At 41.8% G+C, this 24,233-nt stretch carries 20 protein-coding genes, 2 pseudogenes and 1 riboswitch; of the genes and pseudogenes, 18 read left to right on the top strand and 4 right to left on the bottom strand.

Annotated features, from left to right (window positions below; genetic code table 11):
* Positions 1-413: 413 nt before the first annotated feature.
* The 16 genes and pseudogenes from J9317_RS18545 to J9317_RS21135 form a co-directional block, all read left to right on the top strand.
* Positions 414-1,355 carry a hypothetical protein gene (locus J9317_RS18545; protein ID WP_211561378.1) on the top strand — a complete coding sequence of 314 codons (942 nt, stop codon included), beginning with the start codon at positions 414-416 and terminating at the stop codon, positions 1,353-1,355.
* A 135-nt stretch (positions 1,356-1,490) separates the two neighbouring features.
* Complete coding sequence (locus tag J9317_RS18540) at positions 1,491-1,661, top strand: hypothetical protein (protein ID WP_211561376.1); 171 nt, start codon at positions 1,491-1,493, stop codon at positions 1,659-1,661.
* 971 nt (positions 1,662-2,632) lie between these two features.
* Positions 2,633-3,301, top strand: coding sequence for a sugar transferase (locus tag J9317_RS18535; protein WP_211561374.1), 669 nt, complete (start codon positions 2,633-2,635; stop codon positions 3,299-3,301).
* A gap of 28 nt (positions 3,302-3,329) precedes the next feature.
* Entirely contained in the window at positions 3,330-4,250 is a 921-nt protein-coding gene (locus J9317_RS18530) for an NAD-dependent epimerase/dehydratase family protein (protein WP_211561372.1), read from the top strand.
* Positions 4,251-4,476: 226 nt separating this feature from the next.
* Positions 4,477-5,595, top strand: coding sequence for a glycosyltransferase (locus J9317_RS18525; protein WP_211561371.1), 1,119 nt, complete (start codon positions 4,477-4,479; stop codon positions 5,593-5,595).
* A gap of 12 nt (positions 5,596-5,607) precedes the next feature.
* Positions 5,608-6,705 carry a glycosyltransferase gene (locus J9317_RS18520; RefSeq protein WP_035404869.1) on the top strand — a complete coding sequence of 366 codons (1,098 nt, stop codon included), beginning with the start codon at positions 5,608-5,610 and terminating at the stop codon, positions 6,703-6,705.
* A gap of 7 nt (positions 6,706-6,712) precedes the next feature.
* The gene (locus J9317_RS18515; protein WP_211561369.1) at positions 6,713-7,474 is read left to right on the top strand and encodes a glycosyltransferase family 2 protein; all 762 of its coding nucleotides are present in this window, start codon (positions 6,713-6,715) and stop codon (positions 7,472-7,474) included.
* Between the two features lie 19 nt (positions 7,475-7,493).
* Positions 7,494-8,369, top strand: a complete 876-nt coding sequence (gene galU, locus J9317_RS18510; protein ID WP_211561365.1) for a UTP--glucose-1-phosphate uridylyltransferase GalU — start codon at positions 7,494-7,496, stop codon at positions 8,367-8,369.
* Positions 8,370-8,406: 37 nt separating this feature from the next.
* A complete protein-coding gene (locus tag J9317_RS18505; RefSeq protein WP_211561363.1) occupies positions 8,407-9,720 on the top strand; it encodes a UDP-glucose dehydrogenase family protein in 1,314 nt (437 codons plus the stop codon).
* Positions 9,721-9,807: 87 nt separating this feature from the next.
* Positions 9,808-10,947 (top strand): S8 family serine peptidase, encoded by a 1,140-nt coding sequence (locus J9317_RS18500; protein WP_211561362.1) that lies wholly within the window; start codon positions 9,808-9,810, stop codon positions 10,945-10,947.
* A 354-nt stretch (positions 10,948-11,301) separates the two neighbouring features.
* Positions 11,302-13,938 (top strand): Ig-like domain-containing protein, encoded by a 2,637-nt coding sequence (locus tag J9317_RS18495; RefSeq protein ID WP_211561361.1) that lies wholly within the window; start codon positions 11,302-11,304, stop codon positions 13,936-13,938.
* Positions 13,939-14,226: 288 nt separating this feature from the next.
* On the top strand, positions 14,227-14,412 hold the full coding sequence (locus J9317_RS18490) for a hypothetical protein (RefSeq protein WP_211561360.1): 186 nt from the start codon (positions 14,227-14,229) through the stop codon (positions 14,410-14,412).
* A 28-nt stretch (positions 14,413-14,440) separates the two neighbouring features.
* Positions 14,441-14,698, top strand: a complete 258-nt coding sequence (locus J9317_RS18485) for a hypothetical protein (RefSeq protein WP_211561359.1) — start codon at positions 14,441-14,443, stop codon at positions 14,696-14,698.
* A 209-nt stretch (positions 14,699-14,907) separates the two neighbouring features.
* A complete protein-coding gene (locus J9317_RS18480) occupies positions 14,908-15,111 on the top strand; it encodes a hypothetical protein (protein WP_211561357.1) in 204 nt (67 codons plus the stop codon).
* An 8-nt stretch (positions 15,112-15,119) separates the two neighbouring features.
* A pseudogene (locus J9317_RS21085) lies at positions 15,120-15,444 on the top strand (DUF5381 family protein).
* Positions 15,438-15,602: pseudogene (locus tag J9317_RS21135) on the top strand (DUF5381 family protein); the annotation flags it as partial. The pseudogenes J9317_RS21085 and J9317_RS21135, both read left to right, overlap by 7 nt.
* Before the next feature lie 353 nt (positions 15,603-15,955).
* Here the strand turns inward: J9317_RS21135 and J9317_RS18460 are convergent.
* The 4 genes from J9317_RS18460 to J9317_RS18445 form a co-directional block, all read right to left on the bottom strand.
* A complete protein-coding gene (locus tag J9317_RS18460) occupies positions 15,956-17,452 on the bottom strand; it encodes a hypothetical protein (RefSeq protein WP_211561346.1) in 1,497 nt (498 codons plus the stop codon).
* Positions 17,453-17,545: 93 nt separating this feature from the next.
* Positions 17,546-17,632: riboswitch (cyclic di-GMP riboswitch) on the bottom strand.
* 185 nt (positions 17,633-17,817) lie between these two features.
* Positions 17,818-19,233 carry a zinc ribbon domain-containing protein gene (locus tag J9317_RS18455; RefSeq protein ID WP_211561345.1) on the bottom strand — a complete coding sequence of 472 codons (1,416 nt, stop codon included), beginning with the start codon at positions 19,231-19,233 and terminating at the stop codon, positions 17,818-17,820.
* Between the two features lie 12 nt (positions 19,234-19,245).
* Complete coding sequence (locus J9317_RS18450; RefSeq protein WP_211561344.1) at positions 19,246-20,862, bottom strand: zinc ribbon domain-containing protein; 1,617 nt, start codon at positions 20,860-20,862, stop codon at positions 19,246-19,248.
* Positions 20,863-20,876: 14 nt separating this feature from the next.
* The gene (locus J9317_RS18445) at positions 20,877-21,368 is read right to left on the bottom strand and encodes a zinc ribbon domain-containing protein (RefSeq protein ID WP_211561343.1); all 492 of its coding nucleotides are present in this window, start codon (positions 21,366-21,368) and stop codon (positions 20,877-20,879) included.
* Between the two features lie 173 nt (positions 21,369-21,541).
* Between J9317_RS18445 and J9317_RS18440 the strand changes: the two genes are divergently transcribed.
* Positions 21,542-22,825: a TcaA 3rd/4th domain-containing protein gene (locus tag J9317_RS18440; protein ID WP_211561342.1), complete on the top strand. Its 1,284-nt coding sequence runs from the start codon at positions 21,542-21,544 to the stop codon at positions 22,823-22,825.
* Positions 22,825-24,132, top strand: coding sequence for a glycoside hydrolase family 3 protein (locus J9317_RS18435; RefSeq protein ID WP_249292235.1), 1,308 nt, complete (start codon positions 22,825-22,827; stop codon positions 24,130-24,132). The genes J9317_RS18440 and J9317_RS18435 overlap by 1 nt, the downstream gene beginning before the upstream one ends.
* Positions 24,133-24,233: the final 101 nt, after the last annotated feature.

The raw sequence follows: 24,233 nt of genomic DNA, 5'->3' as shown, positions 1-24,233 counted from the left end.
TCGAGTGGGGGCTGTCAAAAAGCCCTGCTGAGAGAAAATGTCCCAATTGATTACCCAAGCACGCTCGCTGTATGAGTGGTCTTGGGTTTTTATTTTTTTAACTATGTACTTTGTACAATAATAGGTTAGGCTGATTGTAGCGGAAGGTGCGAGACTCCTGCGGGAGCAGCGGGACAGGTGAGACCCCGCAGACGCTCGGCGTCGAGGAGGCTCACCGCCCGCCCCTGGATAAGGGAGCGCTGCAGTGGAAATCAGCCCAAACAAATCTAAGTTAAATAGCAAGTGAGACAGACCCGTTGGTTTTTATTTCTCCAAAAAGACGAAACCCTGTAAAAAGAGCCGGAAACACTATATACTTTAAAAAAGAGCCAACTTCGGTGATAATCTGACTAACATTCTAGGAGGAACATATAGTGAAAAATGCATTACTGGCAGGTATAGGAACTGTTCTGCTTATAAGCACACTTTCCATGCCTGCTGCCCAGGCTGCAGAGTCTCCTGCATATACGAATGCCGTTAACAACGGAAACACGCTTGCAGCGAAAACAAGATCCTTCAAGCAAGCGATCAGCAGCAAACAAATTACAGCTATTCATTCCCAATACAATTCTTTTACGGCATCCCTTAAATCAACCGAAGCTTCTATTGGTAAAGTCTCTGGTTCCAATACCCGTCAAGCCCTGCTGAAAAAATATGTGGCTCCCGCAAAAATTGAAGTCGAGCGCACCATTTACGAAGTTTCTCAATACCGGCTCCTCTCCTCAATGGAGAATAATGTTTATAAGGAAGCCTATACCATCGATTCAGACTTGAATAAACTGGACCGTCTCAAAAAAAGAGCGACCCAAATTAAAGAAGCTGGCGGATACCCTGCCCTGGACCCTGCAATCGGCAACTATCTTCGCAAGAAAGAAGCGAGAGCAGAGGGTGAATACACAATCACGTATGTAGACGGATATAAAATCCTCATTAATAACGACAAAAATATTTACTACGCCAATAATATGTATGATTACCTATCGAAGCATATTAAAGAAACCGAAAAACGAATTGGACAAGTGTCCGGCTCATCTGCTCGGGAGGAGCTGCAAAAGCTTTTTGTCCAGCCAGGTAAAAAAGAAATAGAACGAACCATTTACTACATTTCAAGACACCGTCTAATGAACAGTCTGTTCAATCTTGCTCAATCAGGAAAGGCAGAAGAAGCTAAATCCAAATTGCCGGAGTTAGACCGTCTTAAAGAAAAAGCTGAAAAAATCATTAAGGATGGCGGTTATACTCCTCTGCCGGATGAAATCATCAATAATTTAAATGAAGATGAGCAGCAGCTGAGAGAGCTAATCAGCGCTGGTTGAGAGTCAAGCCTTTAAGGTTTGGCTTTTTTTACTATACTCATTTGTAAACTGTGTAAAAAGTTCGACAAAACCTCCAATATTTCCCCATTTTGTAGTATACTATCAAAAGTTAATTTGACCTTTGGAGGAAAAGCTTTGAAAAAGACGGCTCGCCAGCAGGAATTGAACGGAAAATTGCAGCATCTGGCAGCATCAACACTAATTAAAGAAGTAAAAGAAGGAATGTCTGTAAAACTCGTCCAATGTCAGACAGTTTCAGCAAAAGCTAAAGGATCAGTATCCTTCCAGCATTCTTCATCTTATTAAAAGACAAACCCTCCAAGGAAGTTTTGTTAGAAAAGCTTTACAGCAAGGTTGTTGAAGCCAAGCCGAATCTGTCTGACTTATGGAAACCTCTCCATTGTCCTCTAGAATTGAGAACATAACCGCTTTAAGACAATCGCATTCAATCGGCTAAAAGGGATTGAATCATCATGATCCAGCCCTCCACTGTATGACGCCAATTATTACCCGCTAAATTTATTCGAAACAAAACGGACTCGCCTACCTTAATCTTTGGGAATACTGGCCGGACAGCGATTTAGATGATCTCATCTCGTATTTAAATCAGTCCACCAAAAAAAGGACAAAAGGCTAGGGTGTACTATCTGACAAAAGTATTTGCTGACAAATGATGAAAACGCTGGTTTAGGAAAAATGAAATATTGGGTAAAGAAGCTTAGCGTGCATGCCCCGTAAAAAAACGTAAGGATATGCGCGTAAAAATGGTTGTGACGCCGAACACTTTTAAGGATATTTCCCACATTCGTTTACAAAAAATTTACACCGTTTCTGCAACCAATTTGGAATTGCTTCGTCATATCTTTATGTATGGAAAGTCCTGGCTTGTTTGAGGGCAGCTGCGCATGCCTTTTGCTATCCAATTTAATGTAATTTTCTCTGCAATCAACACGCATTAAGATTGGGTTTTCTCAAACAATAAGGATAGGCGGCTAATGAAGCGGTTCTTGAAAAGGCTTGAGTATGCAGAAGCCCAATCAAGGGAATGGCTGAATTACCATCTCCAGTTTTACAGCTTCCCCGATTAAAATGTAAATTATGTCCAAGAAATGAACGATTTATGAACGGTTTTGCAGAGAGCGGAACCACATCCTGAATTTTATTGACCTTTTTTTTAAGTAGTGATATTGTTCTTATGAGTGAATTCTTTGGAACAAGCAGAAAAAGCAGGAAACACTAATATAAAGTGAACTGAAAGAAATTTAGAGGTGATTTTGGTGGCGATTAATCGGGCAGAGTCCAATTTGTATCGTAAGTATCAATCCGTTGCCTACGCACAAACAGCAGAAATAAACCCGAAAAGAACAGCATATAACGAATACGGAAAACGAATTGCAGATGTCATTTTAGCAATGATCGGCCTAATACTTTCAAGCCCAATCGTTTTAATTACCATGCTTGCAATCAAGCTGGAATCCCCTGGTGCGGCACTTTTTTTCCAAGAGCGCGTCGGTTTGAAGGGACATAAATTTAACGTAATCAAGCTTCGTTCAATGAGAACGGACGCTGAAAAGAACGGGGCCCAATGGGCATCAAAAAATGATCCGCGTGTAACGAAAATCGGAGCATTTATCCGTAAAACACGAATTGACGAGCTTCCACAGTTCTATAACGTCCTTAGAGGCGATATGAGTCTGATTGGTCCAAGACCGGAACGCCCAATGTTTGCGGAGTCCTTTGAACGTGAAATTCCCGGTTTTTCTCAGCGCCTTGGCGTTAAACCAGGCTTAACAGGCTGGGCCCAGGTAAATGGAGGCTATGATATTACTCCTAAAGAAAAGCTTCAGCACGATTTGTACTACATCTCAAACATGAGTTTTGCACTTGATCTGAAAATTATCTTCAAAACAATACGTGTCATCTTTACTGGTGAAGGCGCTAGATAAGATCAGTCTGGGAGGATTTCCTAAAGTTATGAAAGTTTTAGTAACGGGTGGCTGCGGGTTCATTGGCTCGCATATCGTGGATTTATTAGTGCAGGAACAGCACGACGTTATGGTTGTGGATGATCTTAGCACAGGCAAACAGCAAAATGTAAATCAAAAAGCTCAATATATGGTAAGCAGCATCAACGCACCTGAGTTTGACGCGGCGGTTGAGAAATTCAGACCGGATGCCATCATTCACCAGGCAGCACAGGTAAGTGTACCGCGTTCGATTGATAATCCTTTTAAGGATGAAGAAATCAACATCCGCGGTTCACTTTCAGTGATTGAGAGCGCAAAAAAACACGGCGTCCGCAAAATTGTTTTTGCTTCGTCAGCAGCTGTTTACGGAAATCCGGAATACCTTCCGGTCGATGTGGATCACCCAACGAAGCCTATGGCTCCATATGGGGTTTCCAAGTTTTCCGTTGAAAAATACCTGCAGATGGCGCACAGCCTGTACGGAATTGATTACACCATTCTCCGTTATGGAAACGTGTACGGTCCACGCCAGGACGCACTCGGTGAAGGCGGCGTTATTGCGATTTTTGCAGAGGCTCTATCGCGCGGAGAGGCACCGTTTATCTTTGGAGACGGAGAGCAGACCCGTGACTTCGTATATGTAGGGGACGTTGCGCAAGCTAATGTGAAAGCATTAACGAGCGGCGATAATAAAATCTTAAACGTTTCTTCTGGTGATAAAATTACGATTAAGGAACTGTTCTTTCTCATGAACGAAATTTCGGGAAACAGTCTTGAACCGATTTTTAAAGAAGAGCGCAGCGGTGATATTCGGGATAGCGTGCTATCTAACAGCGACACCATTTTGGCCCTTGATTGGAATGCCGAGGTCAACTTGCCTCAGGGTCTTGCCAACACATTGGAATTTTATAAAAGTGCATCAAAATGATTAACTGTCATCTCCCGCTGCTATTCGCATAAACCAGGTTCATTGGATTGCGAAGCGGGGGGTTTTTTTATGGACAATTATAGACAATCCCACTTAACAAAAAGAAATAGTTATGCCATCTTCATTTTTTTGTACAGAAACCCCGGATGTGCAGCGAATTGATTATAGTTCAAGCACGAGTGAGTAAAACCAAATAGCGTAAAACGTAACCATAGAGGAGATTATCATGAAACACGCCATCGTCTACTTTCCATATGAGCTTCAAAAAAACCCGAAAAGCGGTTCGGGAGTCCGGCCAAAACGATTAGTGGAAGCCTTTACCCGTTACGGGGAAAAAGAAAATCTTGAAATAGTCGTCATCTCAGGCCAATCAAAGGTCCGTAAAGAACGGATTCGTGAATACCTGGGAAATCACGATGTAAAAGATGCTGTATTCTGCTACATGGAAAACAGTACAATGCCTTTCTGGCTGACAGATAAGGACCATGTTCCGCGCGGAATTGGATTGGATTTTCCTTTCTGGAAAAAGCTAAAGGAAAACAGCGTTCCGATTGGCTGTTTCTACCGTGACGTCTACTGGCAGTTTGATGATATGTACGTACCGCCGTTCGGTTATAAATTTTTAACCCCGGTTATGAGAAATATTTACAGAAGAGAGCTCAGCACGTATCATAAAGTAGTGGATAAAATGTATCTTCCTTCATTAGAAATGAACCGCTTTGTAAAGTGGGAAAAGGACTTCGACGAACTTCCGCCTGGGATGGAACAGGTCCCTGCCGTGGAGCATACCTCTAGCTCCGTACCAACCGCTGTTTATGTAGGCGGTATTACTGACACAGTTGGAATTTTAACGATGCTTGAAGCGTTCAGTCTGTTAAATGAAGGCGGAGTGAAAGTTAAGCTTGAGTTTATTTGCCGTGAGGGTGAATTTAAAAAGTACCCTGAGGTGCAAAAATTCCAGAATGAGCCTTGGATTTCGATTCAGCATTTGTCCGGGGACGAATTGAAGGAAGTTTACAAAAAGGCAGATCTTGCATTGATCCCGAGAGAAAAGAATACGTATCATGATTTTGCCATGCCGGTTAAATTATTTGAATATCTTTCCTACAGCCTGCCGATTGTTGCGACAAACTGTGATGCTCATGCAAGGTTCCTTCAAGATAATCTATTCGGAATCGTATCAACAGTAGACAAGCAGGATTTTGCAGAGGCCGTTCATCAAGCATTAAAACCGGAAGTTCATCAGGAGCTCGTCCGATCCATCCAGGAACATGCATTTGAAAAAAACAGCTGGGATGCACGAGTTCAGAAGGTTGTTCACGATCTGACAGCCATCCGCAAATAAGAGGTGAAGAAAATGAAGATTGCCATTTTAGCTCCAGCAAATAACGTCCACACGAAAAAGTGGCTGGATTTTTACAATAACAAAGGATATCAAGTTTTAAATATCAGCTTTGACAGCCACACCGATCATGAGGATCGTTCCCAGTGGCCTAACGTACAAACTCATTATTTGAAGCTGAAATTTTCCAACAAGCTTTCTTATTTTCTGACTGTACCGGAAATTAAGAAGCAGCTGCAGAGTTTTCAGCCTGATATTCTGCATAGCCATTACGTATCCAGCTATGGCCTGGTTGGTGCTATGACCAACTTCCATCCATACATGATTTCTGTATGGGGCATGGATATATATGATTTTCCAAAAGAGGGCAAACTGAATACATACATGGTGAAATATGCTTTAAGCAAGGCTGATGTCATCGGTTCAACTAGCCATGTCATGAAAGAAGTGACGGCACAGTATACGGACAAGCATATCGACGTGACCCCGTTCGGAGTGGACATGGAAAAATTCAAACCGATGCCAAACCGCAAGCCCGATGATAAAGTAACATTTGGGATTGTAAAAACGATGGCAGAAAAATACGGAATCCGTTATTTGCTTGAGGCTTACGCGGAGCTTAAGCAAATGGTGCCGCCACAAGCCTTCGAAATGACCAATCTGGAAATTGTCGGACCGGGTCCGAAGCTTGAAGAATACCAGGCTCTTGCGAAAAAGCTTGGCATTGATTCACAAACTGTTTTCCACGGAAGAGTCCCGCATGCAAGAGTACCGGAGCTGATTAATTCCTTCGATGTTTTCTTTGTGCCATCAACACTGGACAGCGAAAGCTTTGGAGTTGCGGCTGTTGAAGCTCAAGCCTGCGAGGTTCCGGTTGTCGTTGCGAACGTCGGCGGATTACCTGAGGTCGTTAAGGACGGAGAAACGGGCTTTATCGTTCCTACGAAAAACAGCACAGCGCTGGCTGAAAAAATGAAGCTATTTATTGAAGAGCCAGAGCTTGGAATCGAGATGGGCAAAAAGGGAAGACAGCATGTCCTTTCACTATACCGCTGGGAAGAAAATGCGGAGCTCATGTCAGACATATACGACAGAACATTAGAAAGAAGGTAATTACGAAGTGGAAAAGCACCTCGTTTCGATTATTACGCCTTCCTACAACAGCACGAAGACCATCGGTGATACGATTCGCTCTGTACAGGCTCAAACCTATGATCATTGGGAAATGCTCATTGTGGATGATTGTTCGAAGGATCATTCCCGCGATTTCATTAGAGGCTTTGCCGAGCAGGACCCTCGGATTCAGCTGATTGAACTCGCTGAAAATGGCGGAGCAGCTGTTGCGCGAAACACTGCACTCAGAATGGCGAAAGGAAAATACGCAGCCTTCCTGGACAGCGATGATTTGTGGCATCCGGAAAAACTGGAGAAGCAGATCCGGTTTATGGAAGAGAATGATTATGCGTTTACGTATACAAAATACCAAATCATGCTTGAAAATGGAGAAAAGACCGACCAGATTATTGATATCCCGGATCGCATCGGATATCACGGGCTTTTGAAAAATACGATCATCGGCTGTTTAACCGCCGTTGTCAACTTAGAAAAAACTGGTCCGATTCAAATGCCGAACATCCGGACAAGACAGGATTTTGCGCTGTGGCTGTCGATTCTGAAAACAGGCATTACCGCATATGGACTGCAGGAAACGCTGGCCTATTACAGACTCGTTCCTGGATCAATCTCGAGCAATAAGGTAAAAGCGGCAAAGCAAACGTGGAAGGTGTATCGTGAGGTTGAGAAGCTTAGCCTGCCTTACTCGGCCGTTTGCTTTGGGGGATACGCTTGGAATGCTGTGAAGAAAACGTATTTGAAAAAATAGAATTAGTAGGGGGATTTTTATGACAAAGGTTAGAAAAGCCATTATTCCAGCTGCGGGTTTAGGTACACGCTTTTTGCCTGCTACAAAAGCACAGCCGAAGGAAATGCTTCCGATTGTAGACAAGCCGACCATTCAATACATTATTGAAGAAGCGGTTGCCTCCGGGATTGAAGATATTATTATCGTAAGTGGTCGCGGAAAGCGCGCGATCGAGGATCATTTCGATAAATCCTATGAGCTTGAAGAAACTCTTGCGAAAAAAGGGAAAGACAAGGTCCTTAAAGAGGTCCAGGCAATCTCCGGCCTTGCTAACATTCATTACATCCGCCAAAAAGAGCCAAAAGGATTGGGCCATGCGATTAACTGTGCAAGCCGTTTTATTGGAGACGAGCCTTTTGCGGTTCTGCTTGGTGATGACATTGTCCGTTCTGAGGTTCCGTGCACGAAGCAGCTGATTGATGCATTTGATCTGCATCAGCGCAGTGTAGTTGGCGTACAGCAGGTGCCGCAGGAGGATGTATCCAAATACGGAATCATCGCTCCTCAGGAAACGCCTAATGGAGATAAAATGATTTCTGTACATACATTGGTTGAAAAGCCGAAGAGAGAAGAAGCACCTTCTAACTATGCAATTATGGGCCGCTATATTCTGACGCCAGAGATATTCAGCATTCTTGATGAGCTGCCACCGGGAGCCGGCGGAGAGATTCAGCTGACCGATGCGCTGAAGGTATTGAACGAAAGCCAGCCGATTTATGCGTACAACTTTGACGGACAGCGCTATGATGTTGGCGACAAATTCGGTTTTATTAAAGCAACGGTTGACTTTGCCCTTGAGCGCGAAGATCTAAGAGACCAAGTAAACAACTATCTTGAAAAGGTAGTGAAAAAGTAAAAAGCTGAGCATTCAGCAATTTGGAGGATTTGACATCATGCAAATAGCAGTAGTTGGTACAGGGTATGTCGGTCTGGTAACAGGTGTCTGCCTTTCTGAAATCGGTCATGACGTTACCTGTGTCGATATCGATGAACAAAAAGTGGAGCGCATGAGACAAGGTTTGTCTCCAATTTATGAGCCGGGTCTCGATGAATTGATGAAAGCGAACATTGACCGGGGAAGACTGCATTTTACAACGAATCATAAAGAAGCATTTGCCGGTGCTAAAGCCATTTATATTGCAGTAGGCACACCTCAGCGTGAAGATGGCCAGGCCGATCTTCGCTTCGTTGAGCAGGTAGCAATCGATATCGCCAGCAACATCGAAAATGATGTAGTCGTTGTAACGAAAAGCACGGTGCCTGTTGGAACAAACGAACGCGTCCAGTCGATTGTAAGAGAGCACCTGAAAGAGGATTATAAGGTTCACTCTGTCTCCAATCCGGAGTTCCTTCGTGAAGGATCCGCTGTAAAGGATACATTTGAAGGCGATCGGATTGTAATTGGATCCAACAACGAAGAAGCTGCTGCTCTACTAGAGGAAATCAACCGTCCGTTCGGCATTGAAATATTCAAAACGGATATCCGCAGTGCGGAAATGATCAAGTATGCTTCCAATGCATTTCTTGCTACGAAAATCAGCTTTATCAACGAAATCGCCAACCTCTGCGAAAAGCTTGAGGCAGACGTAGAAGATGTAGCGGCTGGCATGGGACTTGATGACCGGATCGGCAGCAAATTCCTGAAAGCGGGAATCGGCTACGGCGGATCCTGCTTCCCGAAAGACACAAGCGCGCTTGTCCAGATCGCAAGCTATGTTCAGCACGATTTCAACCTGCTGAAATCCGTTATTCAAGTCAATGGCGAACAGCAGCGCATGCTTGTAACAAAAGCTAAGCAGCGTTTTGGCAGCCTGGAAGGAAAGCGCGTGGCTATGCTTGGTCTAGCGTTCAAGCCAAACACTGATGATATGCGTGAAGCAGCATCCATCACTCTAGCCCATGAATTGGTGAAAGAAGGAGCAACCGTCGTTGCCTATGATCCGATAGCAGCAGACAATGCGAAAAAACTTCTTCCCTCCGAGACTCTCTATGTAGAAAGCCCGGATGAAGCCATTGCAGGAGCAGATTTTGCAATGATCGTAACCGAGTGGGATCAAGTAAAAGCTCTTACATTCCATGATTATATTGAGAAAATGAATGAGCCGATTATTTTTGACGGACGCAACTGCTATTCTCTTGAGCAGGCAGCCCAGCATCCGGTTGAATATTATTCAGTTGGACGAAAAAATATTACGAGCCGAAACTAGATGGAATTTTCCATCTAGTTTTTTTTATGGTATCCGATTAGTATATAAGAGAAAAGAACGACTAACTTGAGAGAGTAGAGTGAAAAAATGGGGAATATCGTCAAGATTCTGTTCATATGCTGTCTATTGTTTGGTTCTGCGCTGGCTGTGCCGGCTCCGCAGGCAAATGCTGATACATCGCGCTATCTTGTTGAGCTATCGAAAAAGCCTGCTGATCTGGCTGCTTCTTTAAAAGATTGGAGTCTCATCAGAAGCTTTTCATTGGATGGGCATTATTATGCGGTCTTAACAGGGGAAAAATCCCTGCAGGAGCTCAAAAATAACCCAGCCATTATCAGTGCAGAAATAGACAGAAAAACAACAGCTGCGTCCTACAAACAAACGACACCGTGGGGCGTGAAGAAATCCCAGGCTTACCGTTTGACTGCAAAAGACTGTGCCTGCAAAATTGCCATCATTGATTCAGGGATATCCGATCACGAGGATCTTAAAGGCCGGGTGCAGTCCAAAATTACGTACCTTTACGGAAAAGAACTTCCGAAAACGGCTAAAGATACGGCGCAGGACCAGCACGGAACGCACGTCGCAGGGATTATTGCCGCCAATAATAATTTATTTGGCGTAACCGGGATGGTGCCGGATGCCAAGCTCATGGTTGTAAAAGTATTTGAAGGGGAATACGGCGGTTATTTCTCAGATATTACAGCAGGAATTGCGTGGGCAGTTAATAACGGTGCAGAAGTCATGAATATCAGTCTCGGCGTTCATGCAAGCAAAGACGAAGTGACAGAAAGAGTGCTGAAAAGTGCATATGATAAAGGCGTTACAATTGTAGCTGCAAGCGGTAATGAGGGATTAACTGTCGATTACCCGGCTTCATCCGCTTATACGATTGCCGTTGGAGCGGTTGACCAGTACTATCGAATGCCCGCTTGGTCTAATTATGGAAAAGGCTTGGATATTTTAGCCCCTGGCGTGGACATTCTATCAACAGTGAAAACAAATCAGTATGCATCGTACAGCGGAACCTCCATGGCAGCTCCGCATGTAACGGCTGCGATATCAAAACTTCTGCCTCTCTATACAGGTCCGAAAAACGGGGAAAAGGTAGAATGGGTGAGAAGCAGATTAAAAGATTACGCAGATGTGAGATCTGTAGCAATAAAAGGCCGCACCCTGCAGGTTCCGGTATTGAATCTTTACAAAAGTTATTACGGGTTGAAATAACTTTCGACAGCATTCAGCAAATTTCCATGGTATCTTTTGCATTGTTAAGAATATTTTACAAAGAATATGAAAAATTTACATGAAATCGCTGGCATTTTAAAATATTTTGTAATATGATTGTCAATAGGTATTCCTCTTACTAAGTATTTCCTTTGTCTAGATCTTTTTTATTAGTTTCGCATAATTACAAGTTGAAATATCAGACAAAGTATGTAATAATTTACTACGGTATAGGAGGATATACATACCTATTATCTCGTTTTTGGTAACTGGGGATTATGCCAGTCTACATAATTGTCAGTTTATCAATATACAAAACACTTTAAACACAATTTGAAAGGGGAACACACCAAAATGTCAAAAAAGAACACTGTAAAGCTAGGTCTTGCTGCTGCTGTAGCTGCTAGCTCACTAGTAGCTGCTAACCCAGCACAAGCTGCTGCTGCATCTAAAGCTGAAACTCTTGTAAAACAAGCTGAGGCTGCTGTAGCAAAACTTAAGCCTTTCTACACAATCACGAAAGCTGAGCAAGTAATGGTATCTGCTGAGTTCACTAAAGCTTACAACGAAGCTACTGCTGCTGTTAAAGCTGCTCAAGCTGTAAAGCCAACAGGAACTTGGGCTACTAAACTAGCTGCTGCTGAACAAAACCGCATCAAAGCTGCGCGCATCATCGACGCTGTTAAAGTTGGCGCTGATCTTGAAAAGAAAGTTGCTGCTCTTGACGCTCTAGTAAAAGCTAACAAACTAGACGACACAACTGTAGCTGCTTACAACGCAGTTTCCAACGCAGTTCTTGCTATGGAGCGTTCTGCAGGAAAAGTTTACGGAGCAGATGCTCGTAAAGCTGTTCAAGCTAAATACGTTCTTCCTGGTAAAATCGCTAAAGAAGTTGTAATTTTTGAAGTTTCCCGTTACAACCTTCACAAAGAACTTAAACAGCTTATCGCTGATAATAAACTAGACGAAGTACCTGCAAAAGTAGCTCTTCTTCAACGCCTTGAAGAAAGATCTGTAAGAATTAAAGAAGAAGGTAACAAACTTCACCCGGGTATGTACCCAGCTCTTAAAGAGATCAATGATGCTCTTGCTGCTGATAAAGCTAAAGTTGTAGCTGATTACGAAGCTAAATTGACTCCAGTGGTTACTGGTGTAAGTGCGATTAACGGTACAAAAATGGAAGTAAAGTTTAACAAAGTAATTGATAAAAATACAATTTCTTTGGGTGATTTCACAATCACTGCATTAGATGGACAAACTTTTGCTAATGCAAAAACAGGAACTTTAAGTGCAGATGGTAAAACATTTACAATCGAAACTACAGGCGCTGATAAATTCGATAAGCGTTATGATGTGAAATTAGCAGCTCAATCTGTAAAATCTACAGATGGTAAAGATGTAGCTGAATACTCAACTACAGTCAATGTTAGTGATAAGGCTGCTCCAGTAATCAAGAGCGTTTCTTACACGCCAGCTGCATCTGGAAAAGTTGACGTAAAAGTTACTTTTGATGAGAGAGTTTCTACAGTAGGTACTGTTAGTGTGAACGGTAATCAAGTACTTCCAAATTTCACAGCAAATTCAGATTCTTTCACTGTAACAGGCCTTGATGCTGGAACTGCTTATAAAGTTGACGTTGTGGGTGCTACTGATATCGCTGGTAACGTAGCTAATCCTTTATCTTCAACTGTGAGTACAGTTAAAGATACTACTGCACCAACTGTAGCAGTAAGCACAACAGCTTCTGCTGTAAAATTGAAATTCTCTGAAGAAGTTCAAAATACAGGCGGTAACGCTTTTGTTCTAAAAGTTAACGGAACTACATTAACTGCAGTTCAAGACAGCAATGATCCAACATTATACACAGCAGACGTAACTCCAGCATTGGGAGGAAGCACATTCCTTAATAATGCAAAAGTTAACGTTACAAGCGTAAATGATTTAGCTGGAAATAAAGGTCAAGATTCTGAAGTAACGGCTAACTTCGTTGCAGATACAACAGCTCCTAAATTCGTTTCAGCTTCTGCTGATGGTAAAACATTAGTATTGAAATACGACGAAGCTATTAAAGCATCAACTGCTGCTGCTTTAGATGAAACTGCCTTAACGCTTAAATATGTTGATGCTGATGGAGTACTTCATACTTATGCAGCAGGTACTGATTTCACTGCAACTACTACTGCCGGTTCTGATTTAAATGGTAATAGTGGTATTGATGTTGGTACTGATGAAGAAAAGTATGTAACTGTTACTCTAGATGAAGCTGGTACAGCCGATTTCATTACAGCTGCTAATAAATTTGCACAAGGAACTTACACAGTTACTGTAGCAAAAGATATTCTTACAGACAATGCTGGAAATAAAGTAGCAGCTTCTACATTTAATGTAGCTGTTGGTGCAGCATCTGCATCTAAAACTGTTACTTACGCTACTACTACAACTGGTTTAGCAAACAACCAATTTAAAGTAGTCTATAACACAGATATGGGTCAAAGTGCTTTAGATGCATCTAAGTACACTTTAGCTGGTTCAAGTCTTCCAGCAGGAACTACTTTAACTTTTGTTGGAGACAAGAAAAATGTATTGGTTACTCTTCCTGAAGGTTATGTAACAGTATCTGGAACTCGTGTTCTATCTGTTTCCGGAGTTACTGCTTCTAATGGAGATACTCAAAATACAACTAGCCAAACTCAACAAACCGTAACACTTAAGGAAAATGTTGTTCCTGTTGCTAAAACTGTGACAATTGCAAGTGATTCAAAAGCAACTGTTGACTTCTCAGAAGTTGTTACTGGCGCAACTACAGGTATTACTGTAAAAGTTAACGGTGCTACAGTATCATCTACGCCATCTGTAGTATCTGGAGACTTAGTAATTGATTTTGTTGCTGGAACACTAAAGTCTGGCGATAAAGTAACAGTAGAATTTTCTGGTGCTGCTCTAGCTGACGCTGCAGGAAACAAAGTTAAAGACGGATCTATTACTAACTAATATTAGTAATAAGGATGGTGCCTATCACCACCCGAAGTATGTCGAAAGGCTCCGTGGAGAGAAATCTCTGCGGGGCTTTTCTTTTTGTCTATAAATAACAGATGATGAGATGTAAACAGATTGAATTCACCATATAAAACTAAAAAATATTAGAGTATAATTTTTATTTTTGAAGGATTGATTAAAGAAATAAATGTATAGTCAAATTGATTTTTAACAACCCTTTTTAGAAAAATAATACATTTATATGATATAATAGTCATGGAAAAACAAAGGAGATGAACACATATGCCTAATAAAGATATTAGCAAACTTAAAAATGAAGTTGATCGTTATGCAGCTGGTCAGTGGAAAGATTCTTTAGGACTAAAAACTATGAGCACAAGAGAATGGAATAACGCTGCAGATTTAGCATCAAGAGGAAAAAGTGATTCTGAAATAAAAAATCAAATTCTAAAAGATAGAAAAAAATAAAATTCATACATAAGGGAGAATAGTTGTCATGGGATTTTGGGATGGAGTTGCAAAAGTAGGTAAAGCAGTTATGGAAGAAGCACAGCGATCACAACAACAAAGGGAAAGACAGCTAGAAAATGCTCATAGAAGAGCTTCTGGAGTTAGCAATGACCGGGATTTAGTGAATCGATTCCAAAATGCTTCAGGTGCTGACAAAGCAGCATATGGACTAGAGCTTGCAAACCGAGGATATCTTGAACGCGGAGAAGACGGAAAATTTAGACGAACAAACAAAACTCTCTAAAATATAGAGCGGTGCCTGTCACCACCCGAAGTATGTCGAAAGGCTCTGTAGAGAATGATCCCTGCGGGGCTTTTCATTTTGTCTATAAACCGGATTAAAGAGAAAGATAAATAAATATTATATAAGTGAAGAGATATTTAAGCCCCAATTCCCAAGCGGAGTTAGGGCATTTTTAATTTAGGGATGCATACAAATTGAGGCTATATGAAATGAAGAAGCAAAAGCAGCTGGAGTTGTTTGAGAAGGGATGTGTAAAGAGCCAATCAGCGATACGGGAGAGCATCGTTTATCTGAAACTCGTAAGAGAATCAAGTGTGCTTTACAAAGAGAGAAGAATCAAGTCTCCAACGGATGCTTACCAGCTGTTAAGAGATTTCCTAATCGACAGTGAGGATATTAAAACCACCCGATAAAAATAAAAATGAAGACGTTTTTCTTTGCATGGCTCCTTCTGGCGACAGTGGGTACCATTGCGGCAGGTATTTTCCTAATCAGAAATGGCCTTCAGTTTAAATCATCGTATTCACATATTTATATTTTAGTAGGATTTATGGTTCTCTTCAATGCTTACAACCATTTTGTGGCTGCCGTCATTTCTAAAAAGAGGGACCACTTTACACTACATATATGAAGGGGAAAATGGATTTATCTCAGACAGAAAAAAAGAAGTTGCCTTCAGGGATATACAGGATATTGGGTTAAATAATTTCAGACCTAGTATGGAAGGGCTTTTTATGAAGAATTAATTGTTACTGCTACTGATAACCGAATAGACCACACATTTAATACGCTGGGACTCCATGAATTTAAAAGACATATAGAAAAATACGTACTTCCCCACATGAATCCCCGAGCCCAAGAGGCGTGGAATCGGAAATTTACGAATGGAAGAGTGCAGCCTTAATATCTGGAGTCAAAAGAGGAAAGCGATCCTGGAGGATTACCACATTCCTGATCATCACGAAAAGCCAGATGAAAGGGAAGAGACGATTGTAAAAAATATGGCTAGACAGCTGTGGATGCAAGATGGGCTGATATACATTAGGCATGATGACTATTCAGTTGATAAGATTAGGCTGATATTTTTGGAGATTATTTTAAGTAAGTACCAATCTTCGCGATAACAAGTTCTGAATGTGGAAAATATAGGATGATACAGTCTGGTGAGATGGTATTAAACGTGAATAGAAGGTAATTCATATTCAGAATCTCTTACAAAGGAAAAAGCTGCCGGGTTTGCCGGCAGCTTTTTATCATTTATCGATCAAACTGAATATAATCCTCTGCTATAATGTAATAGCCTCCGCCAACATTATACCGCCCATCGCTTAGTCCATAAACTCTCACGGGTTCTTTAGGATCAAATGATTTAAAGGAATAACCTTCTGGAGTATACACTCTCATTGAATAACTGCTGCTCCATACGTGTCCAAGGTAAAATAGGTTGGCTTTGTTTTTCTTAACATAGTTGCCCCCGCCAACATCGTATCGGTCTGCTAACACTTTATAAACGCGAAGACCTTCTTGGGCTTTTAGTTTTCGTACAGCTGTGCCTTTGGGATTGTAGAGGTATTGATTATTGCTTCTAATCAGTATTCTTCCTAAATGTTTATCGGCAGGAAGGGCAACAGTTAAATAATACTTGCCTGTATGCCTCTCATAATCATCTCCATCATAAATCTTTATATAATAGGAGCCCGCATCCAGCATAATCGGTTTTTTATATTTGCTTGGGTTAATTGAACTGCCGCTAACATATTCATCACTAATCGTTTTGTTATTTGAATTCACTATTTCAATATAGGTTCTTGAATCCACGTAGGAAGTGAGGTCAACCGTCACCTTTCCGGGATTTTTAACATCTATTTTATAAATATCCACTGTATCATCCCAAGCTAGGAAACCAGTTATTTTTTTAGTAGCTTGAAGAGAAATAGCTTCTACGATGCCGTTATTGGGCTCTGTATCCCCATTTCCCGCAGCTGAAAAAGCAGCTTTAAAAACGTACTTACCGGTATGCCGGTCATAATCGTCCCCATCATAAACCTTTAAATAATAGGAGCCTTTGTTTAAATCTACAGAGCGAGTGTCTTTTGATGGATTTTTGGAAGTGCCAGTGATATAGTCATCAAATACTTTGTTGTTATCCTCATCAATAAGTGAAATGTATGTTCTATTATCTACATAGGAAGTAAAATCAAAAGAAACACGTCCCGAACTAGGAACTGTAACTTTATAATAATCTACAGTGTTATCCCAAGACAGAAACCCGTTGATTGTCTTGTTAAAAGGAAGGGACTGAGCTTCGATTGTACCGTTATTCGGTTCTGTTTCAGTGTTGCCGGCAGAAGCAAAAGTTGTTTTTATTTTAAATGTACCAGCTTGATCTTTGCTCCAAGAGCCATCGTAAATTTTTAGCCGGTAAGTACCTGCCTCTAAGTCCTCCCAACGAGTGTATCTGGCAGGAGTTAGAGATGACCCTGTCGAATACTCATCGAAAATTTTCTTGTTGTCTAAATCATATAAAGCAATATAAGTTTCTTTATCTACATAAGAGGTCATATCAAAATGAACTCTTCCTGATTCAGGAACATGAATTAAATAGGTGTTATCTTTAGTCTCTTCAGTTAAAGCCCCATTGGTTTCAACGTTAAATGGCAATATCATGTCTTGAGCGTGAACTTTGGTGTCAACTAAAATCATTGCAACAATTGCAAATGAAAGAATAGCTAACCCTCTAAATAATTTTTTCAATTCCTCGTCCTCCATTTTAAGTATGATACTAAACCAAATTACTCATTATATGTAAAAAATCGCTACAGCAAATAGCCATAGCGGTCTTTTTTCTATGGCAGCCTGACTATCATAGTGCATACGCACCTTAGACTCATAGCTTTGCGTCCTTACCTTTCGATAAGTTTGCCTTTACATATTTTATTGGTATTTTAGACTAAAACTAATATACTACTAAATGGAATAATTTACAACAAAAAATGTAAACATTTCTGGTTTCATAAATGGTCCATTATTAATAAAAATCATTGTTAAGCACATGCGTTAGAACTTCCAAAATTATGCCGACAGAAAAACACCGCCTTAACACAAGGCGGCTTTCCCAATTATATTTCCTTCACACTCATCAGTGTGTCAATTTTGAATCCATCTTCCGTATCTTTCACATAAAACTTGGAGTGGAATGTTTTGTCCTTGGAGGTTCCATCCCCATAATAAATGGTGAAGCTGTCTTTCGTTTGTACATAGTATCCTTCCGGCGCTTCATCGACTTGAATGACTTCTGCTCCCAGAAACTGCTCAGTGATTCCTTTTTCGTCCAGGTGTCCTACATAATCATAGGATTCCTGGTAGGCTTTGCTTCCTGGAACAAAATAGTGGGATGCAAGTGAAAAGTCCCGGGCATTGATTGCATAAGTTGCCTGATAGAAGTAGTCGTCAAAGAAGACTTCAAAATCCTCTTTGCTCGCAGGTTCAGCATCCGTAAACAAATCATCAGTACCTCCAGAAGCGAAAATATCCTCCACAGGTTCTTCTATATTAAATGATAATTCAATCTCTGAGTCGTCTTTAATTTTAATGACCTCGCTCTTGACGGTCTTGCTGCCATTTTTGAATGTGGCATATGCACTGACTGACCCATCCAAGGCGACTGGACCGATCGAATCGGTTTCGCCTATTGTTTTTCCGGTTGCTTTCCCGTTTACAAACAATTTCGCATCATTTTCGTCTGAATAAATAGAGATAAAGCCAGCGTTCATTTCAAGCGGGACTTCCAGTATGTTTGCTGATGCTGACAGGAAATCTGCTTCGGCTTCTTCTTCAAAACTGGAGTATTCACCTTTAAGCTTGCCTTTTACTTTAAGGGTACCAGGCATGTAGTAGCCGAGGCTGACCGGCTCACCGCTCTGGACGCCAGTTTTCACTTCTTTGCCGTCCGCGTAAAAGACCGTCTTCTCCAAGTTGGAGCTCGCTGTTACCTCAATCGGGTAAAAGACCAGATTGTAATGATCATAAAATACCCATTTCTTTGGGCCTCGGGCAAGCTTTATCAGATCATTCCCGGCTGAATCTGTCAGAGGCTCAATCCGTTCAAAGCTCAAAAGCTTAAAGCTTTGCTCTCTCAGCTGGCTGGAGATATCGCTGAAATCCTGATCCTTCGTTAAAAATTGAATGTATTCGGCTGCATCATTTTCAGTAATCTTCACGCGTTTCTGACCTTCATTGACGATTGCCGCTACCGTCTTGCTGTCATTTGAAAGCACTGCCTTTTCGAATTGGTCAATCGCCGCAGCAGGTGTAGATTTGCTGGACAAGATTAGGTGAGTACCAATCAGTACAACGAATAACGCAGCGGCAGAAATGAGGATCACTTTCGCTTTCATTCCCATTTTCCTCGGGCCGGACCGCTTCTGCTGAACTTCTTCCTGCTGATTCGTCTCAGGGGTATGAGCACTTCCGCAATGCTTGCAAAATGCTTGTTCACGGCTGATTTGATTGCCGCAGTTGTTACAATATCCCACGTTTGTTCCTCCTTACTGCCCGATTTTCCATTTAGCCAGATAGCGGCCAAGGAATGCGCAGGCAAATGCAATGATAAAGCTGGAAAAGAAAAGGATCAGGCTATTGATCCCCAAAGAAAAAGAGAAAGCAGACTGCCCGTCATACATTGATCCTGCTGTTGCTTTAATGGAATAAGCGGATACTTTTGCAAGGATGGACATCATCATTGCAAAAACAAGGCTGAAAACAGATAGACTTAAAAAGCTGGATCCGCCGTTTTTAGCCAGGCTGTAACCTCCCCAAATCAGGAAGAGGACAGGAATGATTATGCAAAGGCGTAAGAACAATGGACCGTTATTCATATCCAAAAACATATTAATACTAGCCGCATCCGCCATTGATGCACTTTTATTTGCATAAAAGCCAGTGAAAAGAGAGTAGCCGAATTCAAACTCTTCACTGTTTCCTCCTTTTCCAAAAAAGGAAAGAGGAATAAAGTTGGTCATTCCCAAAACGTAAGAACCAAACTGGAACCCGAATGAAGTAGCAAAGAATGCTGCATTTTCAAGCAGTTTGCTGAAAGGACCGAGGGAGAACGAATAAATGCCCGCCGTATCTTTTAGTTCCTGGATTTTAAAAGCAGCGAAAATGGTAAACAGCAGCGCGAAAGCTGCGTAAATACGGATAAATGCAGAGAACCCTTGGTGTAGAGAGTTCCCAAACGGAATTCTTCCCTGAAGATGCCCGGTAAATCGGCGGTGGTCCTTGCTGAAAAGTGTTCCCATAAATGTCAGCAGTGTTCCCCCTAGCAATCCTGTAAATAACAGCTGGAAGAATGGGTAACCTGCATTAATGGATACGGAAAAACCTTCTCCTGATACATGATAGGAAAAGCCGCTGAAAAGGGAAAAGATACTGATCAGCACCCCGTATATGGCCCCAATGCAAAGGGAGCCTCGGAATCTTTCCGCAAGGTTGCCGCCCTGATCTTGTCTGCCGAACAAATATCCCGCCAGTATAAAGGAAGCTGCCGGTATTAAGAAGAGGAAGATAGGCAAAAACGTCAGTTCGATTGAACCTTTGTTATTTAAGAATTCACTTTCTGCCTGAACATGGTATTCCGGAGCTGCAAAATGAGCTGCCATTACTGTGTCTGTATAGCCATAAATGTCGCCTGGCTCAGGAAGGTCTTTATCAGACCCTAATTCATTCAATGATGATAAAGGTCCGCTGCTAAGAGAATCCATAAATAAGGAATTGAGTGTATCCTTAATTGGCAGGTAGGCTCCAATACTGACAATAAGCATGAAAGCAAAAGCAATAATAGATGGAATGAGTGCTTTTTTTAATAGTGCTATGCTGAATCCGCTGAAAAAACGTTCGGCAGAAGCCCGATTCAATGTACCTGCAGGAATTGCCGGGCTGACTACAGTCTCTGCTGCTGCCAGATAGACCGTTTGAGAAGTTCCGCAGGCCATGCAGTAATTAGTCGGATCCCCTGTTTCTTTACCGCAGTTGGAACAGAAGAGGGATTTGCTTTTTTGATACCCGAGAACCCCGGATTTTTTGATTTTAGGCAATACAGCTCCATCATTCATGCAATAGTTCGCATGCTCTAGGTTCGCTGTTCCGCAAATTTTACAATACATAAAGATTTTCCCCCTTATCCTGCCAGATGAATGCCGCAACATGTGCAGAATCGGGCTTCTTCCGGAATCATCTCATCACACGTACGACAAGCCTTCATTTCCTGTGCCGGTTTCTTTTCAGGAATTTCGACTCTTGCTCCGCATGAACCGCAGAATTTATCCTGATCGGTTACTACTGTACCGCATCCGGAACATGCATGCTGTTCTAAGCTTTTGGCATTCAGAAGAGCAATTGCCTGCTGAGCCTGAAACATCTTCTGATCCAATTCGGAGATGGGTTGCTGATATTTGTCGAATTCCTCATGCTGAAGGGTACCGCTTCGCACCATTTGGTAAACGGTCTCTGCGAGCTTTAGAAGGAGCTCGCCTCTTTCTGTCCCTGCTTCATACAGTGCTTTTTTGTACTGGCTAACTTCCTGTGCCGTCTGGATTTTTTGCTTGCCCTGCTGAAGACTGTCCTGGATTTTGTTCAGACCGCTTCCGAGCGTGGATTGCAAATCACTCATGTTATTCACCTCAAAGGTTTATTTATACAGCCATTAAAATACCATAAAAAAGACTAATTTCCTATATGTTTTTCATGAAATTTACATTTAATTAGTAAATATATCATTGTTTAGATGGGTCTTATGGCTTACTATATGAAAAGGATAGAAAGCGGTAGAGGAGATGAATTAGATTGGAGAATTGTCATCAGTGTGGGGCAGAATTGGAAAAGGAAAAACCGTTCTGCACGGACTGCGGAGCTGAAGTGAAAAAAAAAGAACAAGTAAAAAACGGGAAGAAGATTCCGGCCTGGCTGCTTGGAGGCACCTTTATATTCCTTCTGCTCCTATTGGCTGGCGGTTATTTTTATGGAAAGGAATTAAATAATCCTGTAAAAGCAGCTGAAAGGTTTGAGCAGGCTGTTTCTCAAAAAGATTCCGATGAAGTTGCTTCAATTCTAAAAGTCAAGGAGAAACAAGCCGATTGGCTCATTAAGGAATATTTTCAAAAACGGGACTTCCTCCAGCCGGAGATGAATAAGCTGAAGCAGCAGGCGGAGGACTTAAACACAGGAAACCTTTCCTATCAGGAACAGGCTTTTCGAATGAAAGCTGAAGGCAAGGAGTGGTTTGTATTTACGACCTATGCAGTTGCTGCAGAACCGATATACATTGCAGTGTCTGCAGATAAAGATATTGAGCTTACGATAGACGGAGAAAAACAGGGCAGTCTGAAAAGAAACAAGGAAAAGACATTCGGACCGTTTTTGCCGGGCAGTCATAAAATTCAAGCAAGAAATAGAGGGAAGTATACAGAAGTAAAAGAAGAATTGACACTTAATTCCTTTGAAGTAAAAGACAAAACGATGAGAGCTGAGTTTGATATGTCAGGAAACCAGGTATATATTTTTTCTAATAATGAGGATGCGGAGCTTTACCTCAACGGTGACAGCACCGGGTTAAAGATTTCACAGGCTTCCCTGTTCGGACCAGTACCTGTTGATGGTTCAGCAAAGCTCCAGGCGGTTCTGGGTAATCAGAAATCAAATATCGAAACAATAACAGGTGCAGATGTGAATATTGAACTTCTTTTTGATGAAGAAAAAATGGCTGTTGGAAATGTTGATGCAGAAAAATTGATAATTAAAAGCATTGTCGAAAACCATTACACCTCCATCTCCAACGGACATTACAAAGCTGCTTATGATTTATTCAGCCAGTCTCTTCAATCAAAAAACAAATTTGTAAAATGGTCCGGTGGCCTGAAAAATAACTTTAAAAACGAAATTACCTATATGGAAATTACCGAAGCAACTCCTGAAAGCGCCGTGGTATATTTCACGTTTGATTCCTACGATACGCGGGAAGACGGCTTCACACAGGTGCAAACATGGGGAGGAAACTGGCATTTAATTTATGAAGGAGGATGGAAGCTGGATAATCCGGATATTAAGAAGCTCGGATCCAGAGTAGAATGATGAGTATAAAGATTAGAGTTATTGTAATTATCGTATGTTTATTTACAGCATCGCTTGCAAGCTTTCTGATTATTAAACAGGAAAGCAGTGACGGGGACACGAAAGTGTCAGAGCATGAGACTTCCAGGATAGAACTTGTCAATAAGAAGGCCCTCTCCTATAAAGAAGCAGGTGAAAACACATTGGCTGCTCCAAAACCACCGGCCCTAAAAAGTGCAGGGGACATCCTCTCCAGGATGACTGTAGAGGAGAAGGTGGGCCAGCTGATGATGGTTGGCTTTTATGGTACAGAAGAGAGTACCAGCGTCAAGGATCTAATTCAAAATAAAAAAATCGGGGGGATTATTTATTTTGATCGAAATATGTCATCACCCGGTCAGGCAGCGGAGCTGAGTAATTCCCTTCAGCAAACAGCAGTTGAAGGGAAGCACTCCCTCCCTCTTATGATTGCGGTTGACCAGGAGGGTGGAGCAATCATGAGGATGAAAGACAGGGTTTCCCCTATTCCCTCCCAGCAAAGACTTGGAAAGATTGGATCGGCCCAGGCTGTCCGGGAAACCGCCAGGATAAATGGGAAGGAATTAAAAGCAATGGGGATTAACGTAAACTTCGCTCCCGTGCTCGATTTATCGGCAACAGACAGCCGTTCTCTTGGAACAGATCCGAAAAAAGCCTATCTGCTGAGCAAAGAGGCAGTGTCAGGACTGAACGAGTCAGACATTACCGGAGCACTTAAGCATTTCCCCGGTCATGGAAGAAGCCAGATAGATCCCCATAAGGATACGTCATCAGTAAAAGCGGGGCAGGAAGAACTTGAGAACTCCGATATCTATCCGTTCAAAGAGATGATTAAAAACGGCAAATCATCTCAATTTTTTGTGATGGTCACACACATTAAGTATCCCTCCTATGATCAGGAGAAACCGGCAAGTCTTTCAAAGCCGATCATCACCGAACTTCTTCGCAAAAAGCTGGGATACGACGGTATTGTTGTAACTGATGATTTGGAGATGGGCGCTGTAAACAAATACTATTCCTACAGCGATATGGGAATTGAAGCCATTAAAGCTGGCGTCGATCTCCTGCTCGTTTGCCATGAATATGAGCACCAGACAGAAATGTATAACCGGCTTGTAAAGGCAGTAGAAACTGGAGAGATTCCTGAGGAGAGAATTGATGAGTCCGTACTTCGGATTATTAATCATAAACTTGCCCATATAGAACCTGCAGCTGCCGATCCGATTCAGGCAGAAGAGGTTGTGGGGAGCAGGGATAGTAAGGTTGAAATTGAAAAACTGATCAAATAAAGAAAAAGGAATCCAAAGAAAAACGGATTCCTTTTTCTATCTTTGGAAGAAGACTAGCTTATAAAAAAATTGCGCTTTCAATTGAATAAACAGTTTTTCCT

Source organism: Metabacillus flavus (assembly GCF_018283675.1).
Taxonomy (GTDB): domain Bacteria; phylum Bacillota; class Bacilli; order Bacillales; family Bacillaceae; genus Metabacillus_B; species Metabacillus_B flavus.
Note: the sequence above shows the minus strand (reverse complement) of the source record. Positions and strands in the feature narration are given on the sequence as shown.

Bases quoted from the DNA above. Each gene is read 5' to 3' on its own strand.
- galU (WP_211561365.1), top strand. From the start codon at position 7,494: ATGACAAAGGTTAGAAAAGCCATTATTCCAGCTGCGGGTTTAGGTACA.
- J9317_RS18530 (WP_211561372.1), top strand. From the start codon at position 3,330: ATGAAAGTTTTAGTAACGGGTGGCTGCGGGTTCATTGGCTCGCATATC.
- J9317_RS18505 (WP_211561363.1), top strand. From the start codon at position 8,407: ATGCAAATAGCAGTAGTTGGTACAGGGTATGTCGGTCTGGTAACAGGT.
- J9317_RS18485 (WP_211561359.1), top strand. From the start codon at position 14,441: ATGGGATTTTGGGATGGAGTTGCAAAAGTAGGTAAAGCAGTTATGGAA.
- J9317_RS18525 (WP_211561371.1), top strand. From the start codon at position 4,477: ATGAAACACGCCATCGTCTACTTTCCATATGAGCTTCAAAAAAACCCG.
- J9317_RS18495 (WP_211561361.1), top strand. From the start codon at position 11,302: ATGTCAAAAAAGAACACTGTAAAGCTAGGTCTTGCTGCTGCTGTAGCT.
- J9317_RS18480 (WP_211561357.1), top strand. From the start codon at position 14,908: ATGAAGAAGCAAAAGCAGCTGGAGTTGTTTGAGAAGGGATGTGTAAAG.
- J9317_RS18435 (WP_249292235.1), top strand. From the start codon at position 22,825: ATGAGTATAAAGATTAGAGTTATTGTAATTATCGTATGTTTATTTACA.
- J9317_RS18500 (WP_211561362.1), top strand. From the start codon at position 9,808: ATGGGGAATATCGTCAAGATTCTGTTCATATGCTGTCTATTGTTTGGT.
- J9317_RS18445 (WP_211561343.1), bottom strand. From the start codon at position 21,368: ATGAGTGATTTGCAATCCACGCTCGGAAGCGGTCTGAACAAAATCCAG.
- J9317_RS18490 (WP_211561360.1), top strand. From the start codon at position 14,227: ATGCCTAATAAAGATATTAGCAAACTTAAAAATGAAGTTGATCGTTAT.
- J9317_RS18520 (WP_035404869.1), top strand. From the start codon at position 5,608: ATGAAGATTGCCATTTTAGCTCCAGCAAATAACGTCCACACGAAAAAG.
- J9317_RS18450 (WP_211561344.1), bottom strand. From the start codon at position 20,862: ATGTATTGTAAAATTTGCGGAACAGCGAACCTAGAGCATGCGAACTAT.